Source organism: Nonomuraea sp. NPDC049421 (assembly GCF_040677005.1).
In the GTDB taxonomy this organism is placed as follows: Bacteria; Actinomycetota; Actinomycetes; order Streptosporangiales; family Streptosporangiaceae; genus Nonomuraea; species Nonomuraea salmonea.
In genome coordinates this window covers 154777-169441 of sequence record NZ_JBFAQA010000024.1, presented here as the reverse complement: position 1 = coordinate 169441, position 14665 = coordinate 154777, and the positions used below count along the sequence as shown (strand labels likewise).

At 70.6% G+C, this 14665-nt stretch carries 12 protein-coding genes; 4 read left to right on the top strand and 8 right to left on the bottom strand.

Translation table 11 applies throughout. The features are described 5' to 3' along the window. Positions 1 to 42: 42 nt before the first annotated feature. Both AB0K18_RS34330 and AB0K18_RS34325 read left to right on the top strand, forming a co-directional pair. Positions 43 to 2295: a nitrate- and nitrite sensing domain-containing protein gene (locus tag AB0K18_RS34330; protein ID WP_364922820.1), complete on the top strand. Its 2253-nt coding sequence runs from the start codon at positions 43 to 45 to the stop codon at positions 2293 to 2295. Beyond that, complete coding sequence (locus AB0K18_RS34325) at positions 2292 to 2666, top strand: DUF742 domain-containing protein (protein WP_364922818.1); 375 nt, start codon at positions 2292 to 2294, stop codon at positions 2664 to 2666. Before AB0K18_RS34330 ends, AB0K18_RS34325 begins: the two co-directional genes overlap by 4 nt. 10 nt (positions 2667 to 2676) lie before the next feature. On the opposite strand, the gene AB0K18_RS34320 is transcribed toward AB0K18_RS34325, so the two are convergent. From AB0K18_RS34320 to AB0K18_RS34295, 6 genes are all read right to left on the bottom strand, one after another. After that, positions 2677 to 3249: an ATP/GTP-binding protein gene (locus AB0K18_RS34320; protein ID WP_355416247.1), complete on the bottom strand. Its 573-nt coding sequence runs from the start codon at positions 3247 to 3249 to the stop codon at positions 2677 to 2679. After that, positions 3230 to 3604 carry a DUF742 domain-containing protein gene (locus AB0K18_RS34315; RefSeq protein ID WP_364922814.1) on the bottom strand — a complete coding sequence of 125 codons (375 nt, stop codon included), beginning with the start codon at positions 3602 to 3604 and terminating at the stop codon, positions 3230 to 3232. Before AB0K18_RS34315 ends, AB0K18_RS34320 begins: the two co-directional genes overlap by 20 nt. Then, positions 3601 to 4008 carry a roadblock/LC7 domain-containing protein gene (locus AB0K18_RS34310; RefSeq protein ID WP_364566460.1) on the bottom strand — a complete coding sequence of 136 codons (408 nt, stop codon included), beginning with the start codon at positions 4006 to 4008 and terminating at the stop codon, positions 3601 to 3603. The genes AB0K18_RS34315 and AB0K18_RS34310 overlap by 4 nt, the downstream gene beginning before the upstream one ends. Further along, the gene (locus tag AB0K18_RS34305; protein WP_364922813.1) at positions 4005 to 6116 is read right to left on the bottom strand and encodes a nitrate- and nitrite sensing domain-containing protein; all 2112 of its coding nucleotides are present in this window, start codon (positions 6114 to 6116) and stop codon (positions 4005 to 4007) included. Before AB0K18_RS34305 ends, AB0K18_RS34310 begins: the two co-directional genes overlap by 4 nt. Before the next feature lie 163 nt (positions 6117 to 6279). Further along, on the bottom strand, positions 6280 to 7140 hold the full coding sequence (locus AB0K18_RS34300; protein WP_364922810.1) for a PrsW family glutamic-type intramembrane protease: 861 nt from the start codon (positions 7138 to 7140) through the stop codon (positions 6280 to 6282). Further along, the gene (locus AB0K18_RS34295) at positions 7137 to 8705 is read right to left on the bottom strand and encodes a hypothetical protein (RefSeq protein ID WP_364922806.1); all 1569 of its coding nucleotides are present in this window, start codon (positions 8703 to 8705) and stop codon (positions 7137 to 7139) included. The genes AB0K18_RS34300 and AB0K18_RS34295 overlap by 4 nt, the downstream gene beginning before the upstream one ends. 247 nt (positions 8706 to 8952) lie before the next feature. On the opposite strand from AB0K18_RS34295, the gene AB0K18_RS34290 reads away from it, so the two are divergent. Further along, positions 8953 to 9630, top strand: a complete 678-nt coding sequence (locus AB0K18_RS34290) for a hypothetical protein (protein ID WP_364566471.1) — start codon at positions 8953 to 8955, stop codon at positions 9628 to 9630. A 40-nt stretch (positions 9631 to 9670) separates the two neighbouring features. On the opposite strand, the gene AB0K18_RS34285 is transcribed toward AB0K18_RS34290, so the two are convergent. Then, the gene (locus tag AB0K18_RS34285) at positions 9671 to 11707 is read right to left on the bottom strand and encodes a glycosyltransferase (RefSeq protein WP_364922804.1); all 2037 of its coding nucleotides are present in this window, start codon (positions 11705 to 11707) and stop codon (positions 9671 to 9673) included. A 54-nt stretch (positions 11708 to 11761) separates the two neighbouring features. After that, positions 11762 to 12892, bottom strand: a complete 1131-nt coding sequence (wecB, locus tag AB0K18_RS34280; RefSeq protein WP_364922802.1) for a UDP-N-acetylglucosamine 2-epimerase (non-hydrolyzing) — start codon at positions 12890 to 12892, stop codon at positions 11762 to 11764. Positions 12893 to 12948: 56 nt separating this feature from the next. Between wecB and AB0K18_RS34275 the strand changes: the two genes are divergently transcribed. Further along, positions 12949 to 14634 carry a glycosyltransferase family 4 protein gene (locus AB0K18_RS34275; RefSeq protein WP_364922799.1) on the top strand — a complete coding sequence of 562 codons (1686 nt, stop codon included), beginning with the start codon at positions 12949 to 12951 and terminating at the stop codon, positions 14632 to 14634. Positions 14635 to 14665 lie beyond the last annotated feature (31 nt).

Genomic DNA, 14665 nt, shown 5'->3' with positions numbered 1-14665 from the left:
ATGCTATTCTCTCCCGCGATCTTCTATCCGGGAGCAGGTGTCATGGCATCGGGCAGATCCATCAGATTCAAGATCTCGACGCTGCTCGTCATCCCTTTGATCTCCCTGGTCGCGCTCTGGGGCTTCGCCGCGAGCACCACGTCGGGAGAGGCGCTCAACCTGCTCAAGGTCGAGACGATCTGGACGGGCGTGATCAACAACGCCGACCGCCTGGTCTCCGAGCTCCAGACGGAACGACTCGCCTCGGCCGAGCGCCTCGCCGGCACGGGCGGCGACGAGGACACCATCGCCGAGGCCCGCGCCAAGGTGGACGAGGCCGGCAAGCTGCTGCGCCAGGCGGCCATGTCGGAGGACACGCAGTCGGCGCTGACGCAGGACATGAAGACCCAGCTCGGCACCGTCTTCGAGACGATCGACCGGCTGCCGGACATCCGCCGCAAGCTGGATGAGCGCCGGCTCACCTCGAGCACCCTGGTCACCGAGTACGCCAGGATCTCCGACGAGATCCACCTGCTGTACTCCCGCCTCACCGTCAGCACCGACCTGCAGCTCGCCCTGCAGGCCCAGGGCCTGATCGCCGCCGACCAGGCCCGCGAGCTGCTGTCCAGGGAGAACGCCCTGGTCATCGCCTCGAAGGGCAAGGCGAGCATGATGGACGTGCACATCCTGGCGGGCATCGACGGCGCCAGGACGTACGAGTTCCCGAAGGCCCTGGCCAACCTCGACACCGAGCTGCGCGCCCCGTTCGAGAAGCTGTACTACAGCTCCCGCTACGTCACCATGGAGAACCTCCTGGAGGCGTACATCAACGGCCAGCCCATGGACCTCGACCTGTGGCGGGGCATCTCCGAGCAGGTGCAGAGGGAATACCGCGAGGCGATCTCGCGCACCGGCGACAAGCTGCTGGCCAGGATGGAGCCGGCCGGCGTCGCGGTCGTGACCAGGGCCGCGGTCGCGGGCGCGCTGGGCCTGATCGCGGTGGTGTTCTCGATCGTCATCTCGGTGAAGGTCGGCCGCCGGCTCACCCGGGAGCTGGGCGCGCTGCGGCGTACGGCGCTGGACCTGGCGGAGATCAGGCTGCCTGACGTGGTCACCAAGCTCCGCAAGGGCGACCAGGTGGACATCGCGACAGAGGCGCCGCCCATCACGGTCAGCGAGAAGGCGACCAGCGAGGTCAGGGACCTCGCGGCGGCGTTCGACAGCGTGCAGAGCACCGCCGTGGACGCCGCGGTCGAGCAGGCCAGGATGCGCGAGGGCGTCGCCGAGGCGCTGCGCAACCTGGCCCGCCGCAGCCAGTCGCTGCTGCAGCGCCAGCTCAGGCTGCTGGACGACATGCAGCGCCAGACGGAGGAGCCGGAGGCGCTGGAGCGGCTGTTCAGGCTCGACCACCTCACCACCCGCATGCGCCGCCACGCAGAGGGCCTGGTGCTGCTGTCGGGCGGCGCGGCGGGCCGCAGGTGGCGCGGCGTCATCCCGATGGAGGACGTGCTCAGCGGCGCCGCCGCCCAGGTCGAGGAGTACACGCGGGTCCGCGTCTACCCGATGCCCGAGTGCGGCCTGTCGGGCGCGGCCGTGGCGGACCTGATGCACCTGTTCGCCGAGCTGATCGAGAACGCCACCACGTTCTCCTCGCCGAACAACGAGGTCTCGGTGCACGGCGAGATGGTCGGCAGGGGCTTCGCCGTCGAGATCGAGGACCGCGGGCTCGGCATGGACGAGGCCACCCGCAGGGCCATCAACGCCCGCCTGGCCAGCCCGCCGGAGTTCGACCCCTCGCAGACCGAGCGGCTCGGCTTCGCCGTGGTCGGCATGCTGGCCGCCAGGCACGGGGTGAAGGTGACGCTCAAGCAGTCACCGTACGGGGGCACCACGGCCATCGTGCTCGTGCCGGCCACGCTGGTCGAGCCGATGACGCAGCCGCAGCAGCCCGAGTTCGAGCCGATCCCGGTGTCGGTGGTCAGGACGGACACCACGGGGCCTGGCGAGCTGCCGCGCAGGGTCCGTACGAGCAAGCGCAACGGCGGCGCGATGCTGCCGAAGCAGGCGCCGCCTCAGGACGACCCGCCGCCGCGGCAGTTGCCGCGCCGTGAGCGGGCCACGGCGCGGCCGCAGCGGCTGCGCCAGGCTCCTGAGCCCGGCACCACCCAGGGACAGGCGCAGGGACCGGCTCAGGGCCCGGCGCCGGCCGTCGAGGAGCGCTCGCCGGAGGAGGCGAGGGCGCTGCTCTCCTCGCTCCAGTCGGGCTGGCAGCGCGGCCGGCAGGAAAGCGAGCAGGATGGGGGATCTCGATCGTGAGCCGCGAGCACGAGTGGGTTGACGAGGAGGCGGGGCCCGTCGTGCGGCCGTACGCGGTCGCGCGCGGACGCACCAGGCCCGCCTCCGCCGAGGTCGACTTGCTGGCGACCGTCGTGCTGACGGGGATGCCCGCCCCGGCCAAGGCCGAGCTGAGCGTTCAGCACCGCCGGCTGCTGAACGTCGTGTCAGGGCACAGCAAGCCGGTCGCCGAGGTCGCGTCGGATCTCGGGCTGCCCGTCGGCGTCGTCCGGGTGCTGCTCGGCGACCTGCTGGAGCACAACCTGGTGACCGTGCGCCCGCCGCGCGACAAGGCCGCCACCCCGTCGGAGAGCCTGCTCCGCGAGGTGATCAACGGCTTGCGGGCCCTCTGAGGGGCCCGGGCTAGTTGGCCGAGGTGAGCGTCCGCAGGGAGTGCTCGACCAGCGTGATCATGACCTCCTTGGCCGAGGTCCGCCGCCGCACGTCGCAGAGCATGACGGGGACGTCGTCGTCGAGGTCGAGCGCGATGCGCACGTCGTCCACGCTGTGCTGCTCGGCGCCGTCGAAGCAGTTGACGGCCACCACGAAGGGCGTGCCGCGCTGCTCGAAGTAGTCGACGGACGGGAAGCAGTCGGTCAGCCGCCTGGTGTCGGCGATCACGACCGCGCCCAGCGCGCCGTAGGACAGCTCGTCCCACATGAACCAGAACCGCTCCTGCCCCGGCGTGCCGAACAGGTAGACGACCAGCCCTTCGCGGATCGTGATGCGGCCGAAGTCCATCGCCACGGTGGTGGTGTTCTTGCCCTCGACGCCGTCGAGGTCGTCGATGCCGATCCCGCGGTCGGAGAGCACCTCTTCCGTGCGCAGCGGCTTGATCTCGCTGATCGACCCGACCAGGGTGGTCTTGCCGACGCCGAACCCGCCCGCGATCAGGATCTTGAGCGCGACGGGGTCCTCAGAGAGCACGGAGTCCATTGATCACTTCCTTGAGAATGCGCTCATTCGACCGCGACCCTCCTGCGGAGGGCGACGTCACCGAGATGAGGCCGTGGTCACGCATGTCACCCAGCAGGACCCGGATGACACCGACGGGCAGGTCGAGCTCGACGGCCAGGTCGGCCACCGAGATCGGGTCGTGCGCCGCCCGCAGGATCTGCTGCTGTTCGGGGCCGAGGTCGTCGCCGGGCTCCCCTTCGGGGTCGGCGACGGCGCGCACGGTGGCCACGAGGTCGAACGCGTCGCCCGACGACCGCGTCCTGCCGCGAATCAGAGCATAGGGGCGGACGACAGGGCCCGCCTCCTCATCGAACCACTGCGGGCTGTCGCTCATGACGCTCCAGCGCGCGGGTTGGTGGTGATGTGCTGGCCCACCCGCTTGACCAGCATCGCCATCTCGTAGGCGATCTGGCCGACGTCCACGTTCGCCTCGGCGATGACGGCCAGGCAGGTGCCCTGGCCGGCCGCGGTGACGAACAGGAACGCCGATTCCATCTCCACGATGGTCTGGCGCACGTCGCCGCCGCCGAAGTGCCGGCCGGTGCCCCTGGCCAGGCTCTGGAACCCGGCGGCCACGGCCGACAGGTGCTCGGCGTCCTCGCGCGTCAGGCCCTTGGAATAGCCCACGGCCAGGCCGTCGGTCGACAGGATCACCGCCTGGCGTACCGCGGCGACCCTGGTGGCCAGGTCGTCGAGCAGCCAGTTGAGCTCACCGGTGTTGGTGGTCGGCGCAGTCATGCATCCCCCTTGGTCATGGGCCCCTCCTCAGGAGCTTCTTCTCGGGCGCGTTGGGTCCCCCGCTGGAAGGCGGAGAACAGGTCGCGTACCTCGTCGGGAGAGCGTTCTTCCTGCCGCTCCTGCTCCGGCGGTGGTTCCTTCAGTTGCGGGGCCAGGTTGGCCTGGCGCACCCGTCGTGGCAGTCCGGCGTGGGTGCCGGAGGTCACGACGGCCAGCGCCTTCTTCCTCGTACGGCTGGGCAGCTCGGCCTTGCCGTCACCGCCCGCCGCCTCCTGCGCGGTCTGCTCGGTGACGACCGATCGCGGCACCAGCACGATCGCGGTGGTGCCGCCGAAGGGCGAGCGGCGCAGCAGTACGTTGATCCCGTGCCGCTCGGCCAGCCTGGCGACCACGAACAGGCCGAGCCTGTCGCTGTCGGCCAGGTCGAACTCGGGCGGCCTGGACAGCAGCGCGTTGATCCGCTCGTACTCGGGGGCCGTCAGGCCCAGGCCGCGGTCCTCGACCTCGATGGCGTAGCCGTTGCTGACGAGGTCGCCGCGCACCTGGACGGTGGTGTCGGGCGGCGAGTAGATGGTGGCGTTCTCGACCAGCTCGGCGACGAGGTGGGTGAGGTCGGCGGCGACGGTGCCCTCGACGGCGCCCGCGGGCATGGTCTCGACGGAGACGCGGGTGTAGTCCTCGACCTCGGCGACCGCGGCCCTGACGATGTCGATGACCGGCACCGGCTTGCGCCAGGCCCGTCCCGGCGCGGCGCCGGAGAGCACGATGAGGCTCTCGGCGTGCCGGCGCATGCGGGTGGTCAGGTGGTCGAGCCGGAACAGCTCTTCGAGCTTGTCGGGGTCGTGCGTACGCCGCTGCATGCCGTCGAGCAGCGCGAGCTGGCGGTGCAGCAGGCCCTGCTTGCGGCGGGCGAGGTTGAGGAAGACCTGGCCGACCCCGCGCCGCAGCGCGGCCTGGCCGACCGCCGCCGTGACGGCGGTGCGCTGCACGGAACCGAAGGCCCTGGCCACGTCGGTGATCTCAGCGGAACCGCTCACCTTGATCGCCTTGGCCTCCTTCCGCACGTCGACGTCCTCACCTTTGCGCAGCCGTGCCACGATGGCGGGCAGCCGCTGCTGTGCCAGCTCGACCGCGGCGGCGCGCAGCCCGGCCAGCTCTTGCGCGAGGCGACGACCGAAGCGTACAGAGATGATGATCGACGCGAGCACGGCGATCAACCCGAGGCCGCCGGCGAGGGAGATCCTGACGATCGTGGAGGTGGCCGCGTCGGAGGCGCGGGTGGAGAGGGTGGCGGTGGAGGCGGTGTTGAGGTCGTCGAGGCGGGAGGCCAGCTTGTCGACGGTCTCGTGCCAGGAGGAGGCGTCGGTGGGTGGCGCGCCGGTCTTGATCACGCGGTCCTCGAGCGTGGCGAAGCTGAGGTAGGGCTCGGTGGCGAAGACCTGCTCGTACGGCCGGCGCAGCGCCACGTCGAGCCCGGCGAGGCCGCGGGCGTGCAGGAACTTCCTGGAGGCGGCGTACTCGGTGAAGGCGGTGGCCTCGTCCTCGGTGAGCCGCTGCCCGCCGAGTGCGCCGATGATGAGCGCGTGCTCCCTGGAGATGTACTCCCTGGCCATGCCCATGGCCTGCAGCGACGCCGCCTGCTGGTAGAGCGGCAGGTCGGGGACGGTGATCAGGCGGTCGTAGACGGCGAAGAGCGCGTCGAGCATGCGGTTGTAGGCGTTGAGCCCGGACAGCCGCGAGGCGCTGCCGTCGTCGATGTTCGCCCTGATGGCGCCGAGGTTGCCGAGCGATCTGTCGAGGGTGTCGAGCGGCCGGCGGAGCGCGCCGTCGGCCGCGCCGCCCGCGTCGGCGACGGCCTGCCTGAACTCGGCGACGGACCGGTCGGTGCGGGCGCGCTGGGCGCCGAGCACCTCGCTGAGCTGACGCGTTGTAACCGTCTCGGCGGAGCGCACGCGCTCGGCCTGCAGCTGTGTTCCCAGGTCGGTGGATGCGACGCCGATGGTGTCGTAAAGGGTGTTCGCGCGGAGCAGTGACTGGGCGTCGCCCATGGTGAGGTTGAGGACGAAACCCCAGAGCGCGCTCAGAGACAGGAGGGGTAGCAGCAGCAATAAGAAGATCTTGAACCGAATTGACCGGTTTCGCGAGCCCATGTCCCAACCTCGAGTCGGGGGCATTTCCACACCTTGTGTAAATACACCTCCGGAAGATCGCACAGGAGACTAGCACCGATTATGCTTCCGGCGCAGTGGGGGAAGACGTTCATTACCGTGATTATTGGGACAAGATCTCCCTCTCGCGGCGTCCTGCGGACATCACGCCCCACAGCCACCCGAGCGCCACCAGCGAGATCACGATGAGTCCCACCCAGTTGAGCAGCGTGTACACGTGCACCTGCCACGCCGACACGTGCGGCACCCGGCCGATGCGCAGCAGCTCGAACTGCCACGGACGGCCCGTCAGCACGAGCGTGATCGCGATGGCGATCGCGCTCATCGAGTCCCACAGCGCGTGCAGCAGCGAGACCCCGAGGTAGGTCAGCACGACGGGCACCGACAGGCGGCCCCGCGCGGCGAACAGCACGCCGCCCGCGATCGCCGTCCACAGCCCGTGGCCGACCGGGGTGAGGATGCCGCGCAGCACCTCGGTCTCGACGAGCTGGCTCAGCGAGAGGCCCTCGGAGGTGAACAGCGCGTTGAAGGCGTAGCCTGCGCTCTCGAACGCGGCGAAGCCGAAGCCCACGGTCGCGCCCAGCACCACGCCGTCCTTGATCGAGCGCCTGGCGACGCGCCGGGTGACGAACACCAGCGCCGCCAGCTTGACGCCCTCCTCGATGAGGCCGACCAGGACGTACATGAGCAGCGAAGGCCGGATCAGCCAGCTTTCCAGCAGCGAGGCGCCGAGCACGCCCAGCACGCCGCCGATCACGAACGCCTGGAACAGCAGCTCCACGGTGACGACCGGCGAGCGCCCCCGCCCGTACGCCCACACCACGAACGTCACCGGCACCAGGAAGCTGCCGAACAGCACCACCGTCGGCACCAGGTTCGAGTTGCCCGTCCAGCCGGTGACGATCACGGTCGCCAGCCACAGGACGAGCCCGGTCAGGAAGATCCGCAGCCACAAGCTCTTCATGACAGCTCCTCGACGGCGCGCACGGCGGCGCCGTCGCCCGCGTCCGATCCCGCGATGGCGATCCGGCCGAAGCGCCCGCGCGCCGCGTCGGCGGGTGACGGGCCGTCCGGATGGAACGGGTGCCAGGGCCGGCAGTACTGCGGCGCCAGCGCGTGCCCCCAGCGGTGCACGGTGATCGCCGCGACGCCGCGTCCCGGGTCGAAGCCGGCGGGGCCGAGCAGCCGGGCGAGCTGGTCGCGTACGGTGTGCTCCAGCACCTCGTACGGCGTCCTGAACAGCTCCCGCCGCCCGGCCGCCGAGCCCGCGTCGGGCCCCAGCTCCGACCGGCACGGCGTGGCCAGCAGCCGCACCAGGTCGGGCGCCGCGAACTCGGCGGCGCACCAGTACGCGCCGGTCCACCGCACCCGGCGCACGCCGAGCCGCCGCCACGCCGCCGGGTCGCTCAGCCGCACCTCGGCCCGCAGCAGCGGCACGCGTACGGCCCGGCTCAGCGCCCGCCGCCGCTCCTCGGGCAGGTCGGGCAGGAGGTAGGGCACGGCCGCGCTCCAGCAGGCCAGGACGACGGCCCCGGCCTCGACCGTGCGCACCCGGTGCCCGTCGAAGTAGCCGACGGTCGCCGCGCCTGCCCCGTCGCGCACGGACACGACCGGGCTCGACCACCGCACATGCCGCGCCGCGGGCTCTGGGGCGGGCTCTGGGGCGGGCTCGGGGGCGGGCTCGGGGGCGGGCCCGTGCCACTCCGCGCGTACGGTCGCCGAGTTGTACCGGGACGGCCGCGACCGGTCCAGCCCCAGCCCGGCGAAGCCCGGGTAGCCGGTCCCCCAGGCGTCGATCGCGCCGAACGCCCGGGTGTCGTAGCCCCACTCGGGCGCGGACATGGTCCGCAGGAAGCGTTCGGCGTCAGGGTGCGCCCCGCACACCTCGCGCAGGAACGCCGAGTACGTCAGCCCCGCCAGCCGCTCCTCCTTGGCCTCGCCGGACAGCCCCGGCAGCCAGTCGGGCGGGGAGCCGTACAGGGTGCGCAGGTCCGCGCGCGCCTCCTCGGCGACGGGCAGCCGGTCGATCCAGCCGGAGGAGCCGAGCGTGACGAGCGTGTCGGCGCCGAAGCTCTCCTTGTCGCACATCACGGCGTCGAACGCGGCGCCCCTGCGCAGCCGCTCCCGCCCCGCCCCGCCCTCGGGGTGGTTGTCGAGGACGAGCACGCGGTCGTGCGGGCGCCGCCGCGACCACTCGGCGGCGGCGCTCAGCCCGCTGCGGCCCGCCCCGACGACGACCAGCCCGTAGCGCTCCCCCGTCGGCGCCGGGGCGCCCGCGTGCTCCCAGAACCGCCCGTCCCGCAGCGCGTGCGGCACGCTGAGCGCCTCACCGGTGTCCCCGAGCACAGTGAGGGCGGCGGGCGCTCTCGCGGGCTCTGAGGCGGTTCTGGTGGACCCGGCAATGGGCACGGTGGTGGAGGTGGTGGAGGCGGCGGAGGCGCCGGCCACGCAGGAGACGGCGATCCCGTCGAAGAAGTCGCGGCGGGAAATGGGCACATCCATACCGAGATCGCGCGGGGTCAGGCTCATGCCGCGATCATCAGCAGGCCGGAGAAAAGCCGCACAGAGACGCGCAGCACATCGGCGAACATTTTGCCCAGACCAATACGGCTGATGTCGTTTTGCGGTACATAAGCCGAGGTAGAGCCCGCTGGGCCGGGCGAACGGTAAATCGCTCCCGAAGCCGCCATAACCGCGAATAGCGACGTTGTACGGCCCCTCAGCCGTCGCTTCCTCTAGCGTTTCCACAATGCCGCTGGAGTGAAATGGAGAACCCATGCGTCAAGCAGTTTCCGGCATATTTCTGGGCACTCTCGTCCTGGCCGGATGTTCCGCCACCGAGGACAAGCCGGCGGCCCCGGCCGCCTCGGCGCCGTCCGCGCCGTCGGCGGCCGAGACCGACAGGTTGCGCGCTGCGCTGCTGCCCGTACCCAAGGGCATGAGCGTCGCGTACGGCCCTGAGACCGGCGCTTTCGGCTCGCTCAAGTCCACCCAGCAGGGCCTGGAGGCGGTCCGCCAGGCCAAGCTGCAGCACCCGGAGTGCGCGGGCGCGGCCCAGCTCGACGCGGCCAAGACCGACGTCGCCAAGTCGCCCGCCGCGGTGATCGCCTTCTCCGCCGAGCGCGGCTCGATCAGCCAGGCCGTGGTGTCGCTGCCGAAGCCCGACTTCCCCGCCGCGCTGCCCGAGAAGTGCGCCTCCTACACGGCCGACGTCGGGGGCACGCCGGTGACGTACAAGACGCGCACGCTCGACATGCCCGCCAAGGGCGACCAGTCGCGGGCCTACCTGACGACGGCGGCGGGCGGCAAGCAGAACGCGCAGATCGGCTCGGTGATGATCAGGCGCGGCACCACGATCATGTCGATGCTCGTGGTCGGCCAGCAGGTCAAGCCCAAGGGCCTGTACGAGCTCGCCAACCTCGCCGACCAGAACCTCGCGAGGGCGAGCCGCTAGAAACGCACATGCGGATCTCCCGGCGGAGCGCCGGGAGATCTCAGATGAGCACGTGGTCGTCGGGGCGGCCGACGAAGGAGAACTGCGCGTTCCTTGTCAGTTTGATGTGGTCGGCCTGCCAGGTGTGCATCTTCGTGTCGGCGCTGCGCCAGTAGACGAAGTTGAACCGGTCGGCCGAATAGATCTTGACGCCGTCCTCCTTGAGGCGGCGTACGAGATGGGTGTCCTCGCCCCTGGTGATGTCCGCGAACGGATACGAGCGGAACAGGTCGGCCTTGCCGAGGAACGAGCCGCCCTGCACCAGCCACGAATAGCGGTGCTCAAGGCCGGGCAGCCGCAGCATGGTCGTGTTGGAGCCCTCGAAGTACGCGTAGTGCGCGCCCTTGCCCGCCAGCTCGGCGTCGGAGTAGTCGAAGGCCCTGACCAGGTCCGACAGGTAGTGCTCACCGTACAGGTTGTCGTCGTCCATCTTGGCGATCAGCTCGCCCTCGGCGGCGGCGATGCCCATGTTGAGGCAGGCGCCGAGGGTCAGCGAGGCGTCGGCGGGCAGCACGACGACGTCGGTGACGCCGGCCATCCGCGCCTTGTCGGCCACCACGACGGGGTCGATGTCCAGGCCGTGCAGCACCATGACGAGCTGGAGCGGCCGGTGCCGCTGCTTGGCCACCGAGGAGATCGCGTGCTCGATCTGCGCGGCGCGGTTGGTGGGCAGCACGACGGTGATCGAGCGCGAGCGCGGCGTCACCTGGTGGCCGAGGTTCTGCAGGATCTGGTCCACGCGGTGGGAGAACAGGTGCTTGTCGAACACCTCGCGCATCGCGAGGTGCCCCATCCTGGCCCGCAGCTCGGGGCTGTTGATCAGGTGCAGCACCTGGTTGTACGACTCCACCGGCTCCCGCGCGATGGGGATCAGGTCGCCGAACGTCTCCTCGATGGCCCGTGACCACCCGGAGACGACGGGCGTGGCGCAGGCCGACAGCTCGAAGACCCGCCGCGCGCACATGGTGGGCGAGTCGAGCACGGAGTTGACGTTGAGGAAGACCTTGTACATCCGGTACGCGGCCAGCATCTGGTCGTAGGGCAGCTCGCCCACGATGTGCGGCCGGTACTTCTCCGGCCAGGCGTACTTCTCGTCCACCTCGCCGTTGCGGGCGAAGATGTGCAGGCCGAGCTCCCTGACCGGGTCGAGCACGGTCTCCATCTGCTCGCGGCGCTCGGGGTGCTTGTCGCGGAAGTACATCCCGGCGAAGACCACGTCGTGCAGGCGGCCCCTGTTCTGCTGGATCGGGTTGTGCACGCGCGGCTGGGCGGCGAACTGCAGCACGTCGACCCGGTCGTGGCCCAGCACTTCCCGGTATTTCGGCAGCATGTCGCCGTCGCACGTGAACACGTAGTCGAACAGCTTGGCCGTGTCGATGAAGAAGTCGAAGTTCGGCGGGTCCTCCTTGTTCCAGAAGACCGTCGGGATGCCCTCCTGATTGCACCAGGCGACGAGGTCGCGCAGCGGCTCCTTGGGGGCGTTCGTGCCGGTCATCTGGTAGCGCCAGCGGCCCTGGTTGCCGTGCCAGGCCGACTCGCAGAACAGCAGGTCGGGCCGCTTCTCGGCGAAGATCTCCGGCCAGTCCTTGAGCCCGAACTCGATCTGGTCCCACTCGTAGCGGAAGGCCATCCTGGAGAAGTCGTCGAGGATCACCGCGACCTTCAGGTCAGGCCGGTTGACCGGGCCCTTCGGCCACTTCGCCGGCGGCACCTCGACCGCGGGCGGCCGGTTGTTCGCCAGCTCGACGGCCTCGGTCACCGGCATCGGCGGCTTGGGCGCGCGCTCCTTCGACCGCACGGCCTCGACGATCTTCGCCGGCTTCTTCGACCCCAGGGCCTCACCCAGCTTGAACGTGCGCTTGGCCTGGGTCGCCTCCAGCTTCCACGACGCGTACGCGGCCTTCGCCTCGGCGATCTCCAGCCGCCTGCGCAGCTCCTTGACCTCTGCCTCGTAGCGCTCGATGAGCTTGCGCTCCTCGGGCAGCCAGTTGACGGGCCCGAGCCGTTGGAAAGCGGGCTGTTCGGGGGTTTCGGCCATGGTGGTACGCCTATCGCTCAGCGGAGGTGATTCATACTACGGGGGGTATGGCCGCTATTCGTGGCGTTTGCCGTGAGACGCGGGAGCCAGGTTGTCCCCCTTCAGCCACGCCGCGATCACCGTCGCGATGCGCGGCCCCGCCTTGCCGTCCCACAGCACCGGCAGCTCACCGGCCGGCGTGGCCGCGCCGTCGGCCAGCGCCTTCTCCGCCGCGACCGGCAGCAGCGCGGGCGTGACCAGGCGGTTCGTGCCGTGCGTGACCGTGATCGGCCGCTCGGTGTTGGGCCTGACCGTCAGGCACGGGACGCCCAGCATGGTCGTCTCCTCCTGCACGCCGCCCGAGTCGGTGACGACGAGCGCGGCGCCGCGGACGAGTGAGAGGAAGTCCACATACCCAAGAGGGTCGATGACCTTGACGGACTCGCCGTCCACGAGGCCCGCGTCGGCCAGCCGCGCCCTGCCGCGCGGGTGCACCGGCACCACGACCGGGACCTGCCGCGACACCTCCAGCACCGCGTCCACCAGCTCCTTGGCGGCCTCGGCGGTGTCCACGTTGGCCGGGCGGTGCAGGGTGGCCACCGCGTAGCGCTCGGGCAGGCCGAGCCTGGCCACGATCGGCGCCGGGTCGAGCGACGGCAGCGCGGAGAACAAGCTGTCGATCATCGGGTTGCCGACCAGGTGCACCTTGCCGGCCGGGATCCCCTCGGACGCGAGGTACGCCAGCGCCTCGGGCGAGGTCGCGAACAGCAGGTCGGCCAGCGCGTCGGTGACGACCCTGTTGACCTCTTCAGGCATGCCCCTGTCGTACGAGCGCAGCCCCGCCTCGACGTGCGCGGTCGGTACGCCCAGCTTGGCGCAGACCAGGATGGCGGCCAGCGTCGAGTTCACGTCGCCGTAGACCACGACCAGGTCGGGATCGTGCTCCTGCACGACCTCCTCCAGGCCCACGAGCAGCGCGGCCGTCTGCTTGGCGTGGCTGCCTGAGCCGACGCCGAGATTGGCCACCGGCTCGGGCAGCCCGAGGTCGGCGAAGAAGACGTCGGACATCAGCGCGTCGTAGTGCTGACCGGTGTGGATGATGCCCTGCCGCACGCCGAGCTCGCCGAGTGCCCGCACCACCGGGGCCGCTTTCACGAAATTGGGACGAGCACCCAATACGTGCAGGACCAGGGGGTTCTCCCTCATTGACCTCGCCTTTCATAGCGGAAGGGAAAAAACGCTGCCTATGGTACGGTCCCACCGTGGCATCCGACGCCAGTCGTCAAGACTCCTCCCGTACCTCCGACCGGGTCTCCGCGAAGTCCGCCCGTGCCGGCGTCGGTGGGCTTCTCAAGGGTTTCGTCAACCACCCGGTCATCGTTTCCCGCGTGGTGTGGACGAAGGTCAAGTCCGACCCGGTCCGCGTGGCCCAGGCCGCCGCCGACACGCTCCCGCCCCGGCTGCGCCCCGTCGTGGGCAGCGTCGCCTGGCCGGCCGCCCGCCGGGCCCGCCGCATGGTGCGCAAGTTCGGCATGCGCGTGGTCAAGGGCCCGTGGAACGAGGCCAAGACCCACTGGGACGCGGGGCGGGTCAGCGAGGCCGCCGCCGTCCTGGAGGCCCACACCAAATACCCGTTCGTCAAGCGCAGGGCCGCCTATTACCGGGGCGAGCTGGCCGCGATCAGCCCCGACCCCATCCCGCCCGCGCCCAAGGTGGCCATCCTGGAGCGGGTCCAGAACCGGGTCCTGCACGTCGTCACGAACGCGCTGCCGTACACGCAGGCCGGCTACACGGTGCGCACCCACCGCATCGTCAGCGCCCAGAAGGCGGCGGGCATCGACCCGCACGTGGTCACGAGCTGGGGCTGGCCGATGCTGCAGGGCCACGCCGACGCGGCGCCGTACGACGAGATCGACGGCATCCCCTACCACCGGCTGCTGCCCGAGCCCCACGGCGAGATGCCGTTCGAGACGCAGGGTCGCATCATCAGGGGCGCCGACCGCGTCACCAAGCTCGTCACCGAGCTGCGCCCGCAGCTCCTGCACGCCGCCACCGACCACCGCAACGGCTCGATCGCCCACGCCGTGCGCGACCGCACGGGCACGCCGTTCGTCTACGAGGTCCGCGGCTTCCTGGAGGAGACGTGGGCCTCCCGCGACCCGATCAGGATCGGCAGCCAGCGTCACGTGCTCCAGCGCGAGCGTGAGGCGTTCCTCATGCGCGCGGCCGACGCGGTCGTCACGCTGGCCGAGACGATGGCGGCGGAGATCGTCGAGCGTGGCGTGCCGAGGGACAAGATCCACCTCGCGCCCAACGCCGTGGACGACTCGCTGCTGACCGCCCACTACGACGGGGCCGCGTTCCGTCGCGCGTACGGCATCGAGGAAGGCGAGATCGTCGTCGGCTCGGTGTCGAGCATCGTGGCTTATGAGGGATTTGCCACACTCCTCAGGGCGGCGGCGCTGCTGCGCGACGGCGGCTCGCCCGTCCGCGTGCTCATCGTCGGCGACGGCACCGAGCGCGAGAACCTGCTCGCGCTGGTCGAGGAGCTGGGACTCAAGGACGCGATCCTGCCCGGCCGGGTGGGCCCCGACGAGGCCCTGCAGGCCCAGGACGCGATCGACATCTTCGCCTGCCCGCGTGAGGACCTGCGGGTGTGCCGACTTGTTACGCCATTGAAACCCGTCGAGGCGATGGCGCTCGGCAAGCCGGTCGTGCTGAGCGACCTTCCCGCGCTGTCGGAGCTGGTGGGCTCCGACGGGGCCGGGATGCTCGTGCCCGCAGGCGATCCGGAAGCGCTGGCCAAGGCGATCGGCGGGCTCAGGGACGATCCCGCCAAGCGCGCCGAGATGGGCGAGGCGGGCCGGGCGGAGGTCGCGGCGAAGCGGACGTGGAGCCGCGTTGCCGAGACTTATCAAGCTCTATACCGTTCGCTTGCCGAGCGATGACCGTCCCTTTGGCTGTCTCTTGTGACTGGTT

Excerpts from the sequence above, each read along its gene's own strand:
- AB0K18_RS34330 (WP_364922820.1), top strand. The coding sequence starts at position 43 with ATGGCATCGGGCAGATCCATCAGATTCAAGATCTCGACGCTGCTCGTC.
- AB0K18_RS34290 (WP_364566471.1), top strand. The coding sequence starts at position 8,953 with ATGCGTCAAGCAGTTTCCGGCATATTTCTGGGCACTCTCGTCCTGGCC.
- AB0K18_RS34295 (WP_364922806.1), bottom strand. The coding sequence starts at position 8,705 with ATGAGCCTGACCCCGCGCGATCTCGGTATGGATGTGCCCATTTCCCGC.
- AB0K18_RS34310 (WP_364566460.1), bottom strand. The coding sequence starts at position 4,008 with ATGACTGCGCCGACCACCAACACCGGTGAGCTCAACTGGCTGCTCGAC.
- AB0K18_RS34285 (WP_364922804.1), bottom strand. The coding sequence starts at position 11,707 with ATGGCCGAAACCCCCGAACAGCCCGCTTTCCAACGGCTCGGGCCCGTC.
- AB0K18_RS34300 (WP_364922810.1), bottom strand. The coding sequence starts at position 7,140 with ATGAAGAGCTTGTGGCTGCGGATCTTCCTGACCGGGCTCGTCCTGTGG.
- AB0K18_RS34320 (WP_355416247.1), bottom strand. The coding sequence starts at position 3,249 with ATGGACTCCGTGCTCTCTGAGGACCCCGTCGCGCTCAAGATCCTGATC.
- AB0K18_RS34315 (WP_364922814.1), bottom strand. The coding sequence starts at position 3,604 with ATGAGCGACAGCCCGCAGTGGTTCGATGAGGAGGCGGGCCCTGTCGTC.
- wecB (WP_364922802.1), bottom strand. The coding sequence starts at position 12,892 with ATGAGGGAGAACCCCCTGGTCCTGCACGTATTGGGTGCTCGTCCCAAT.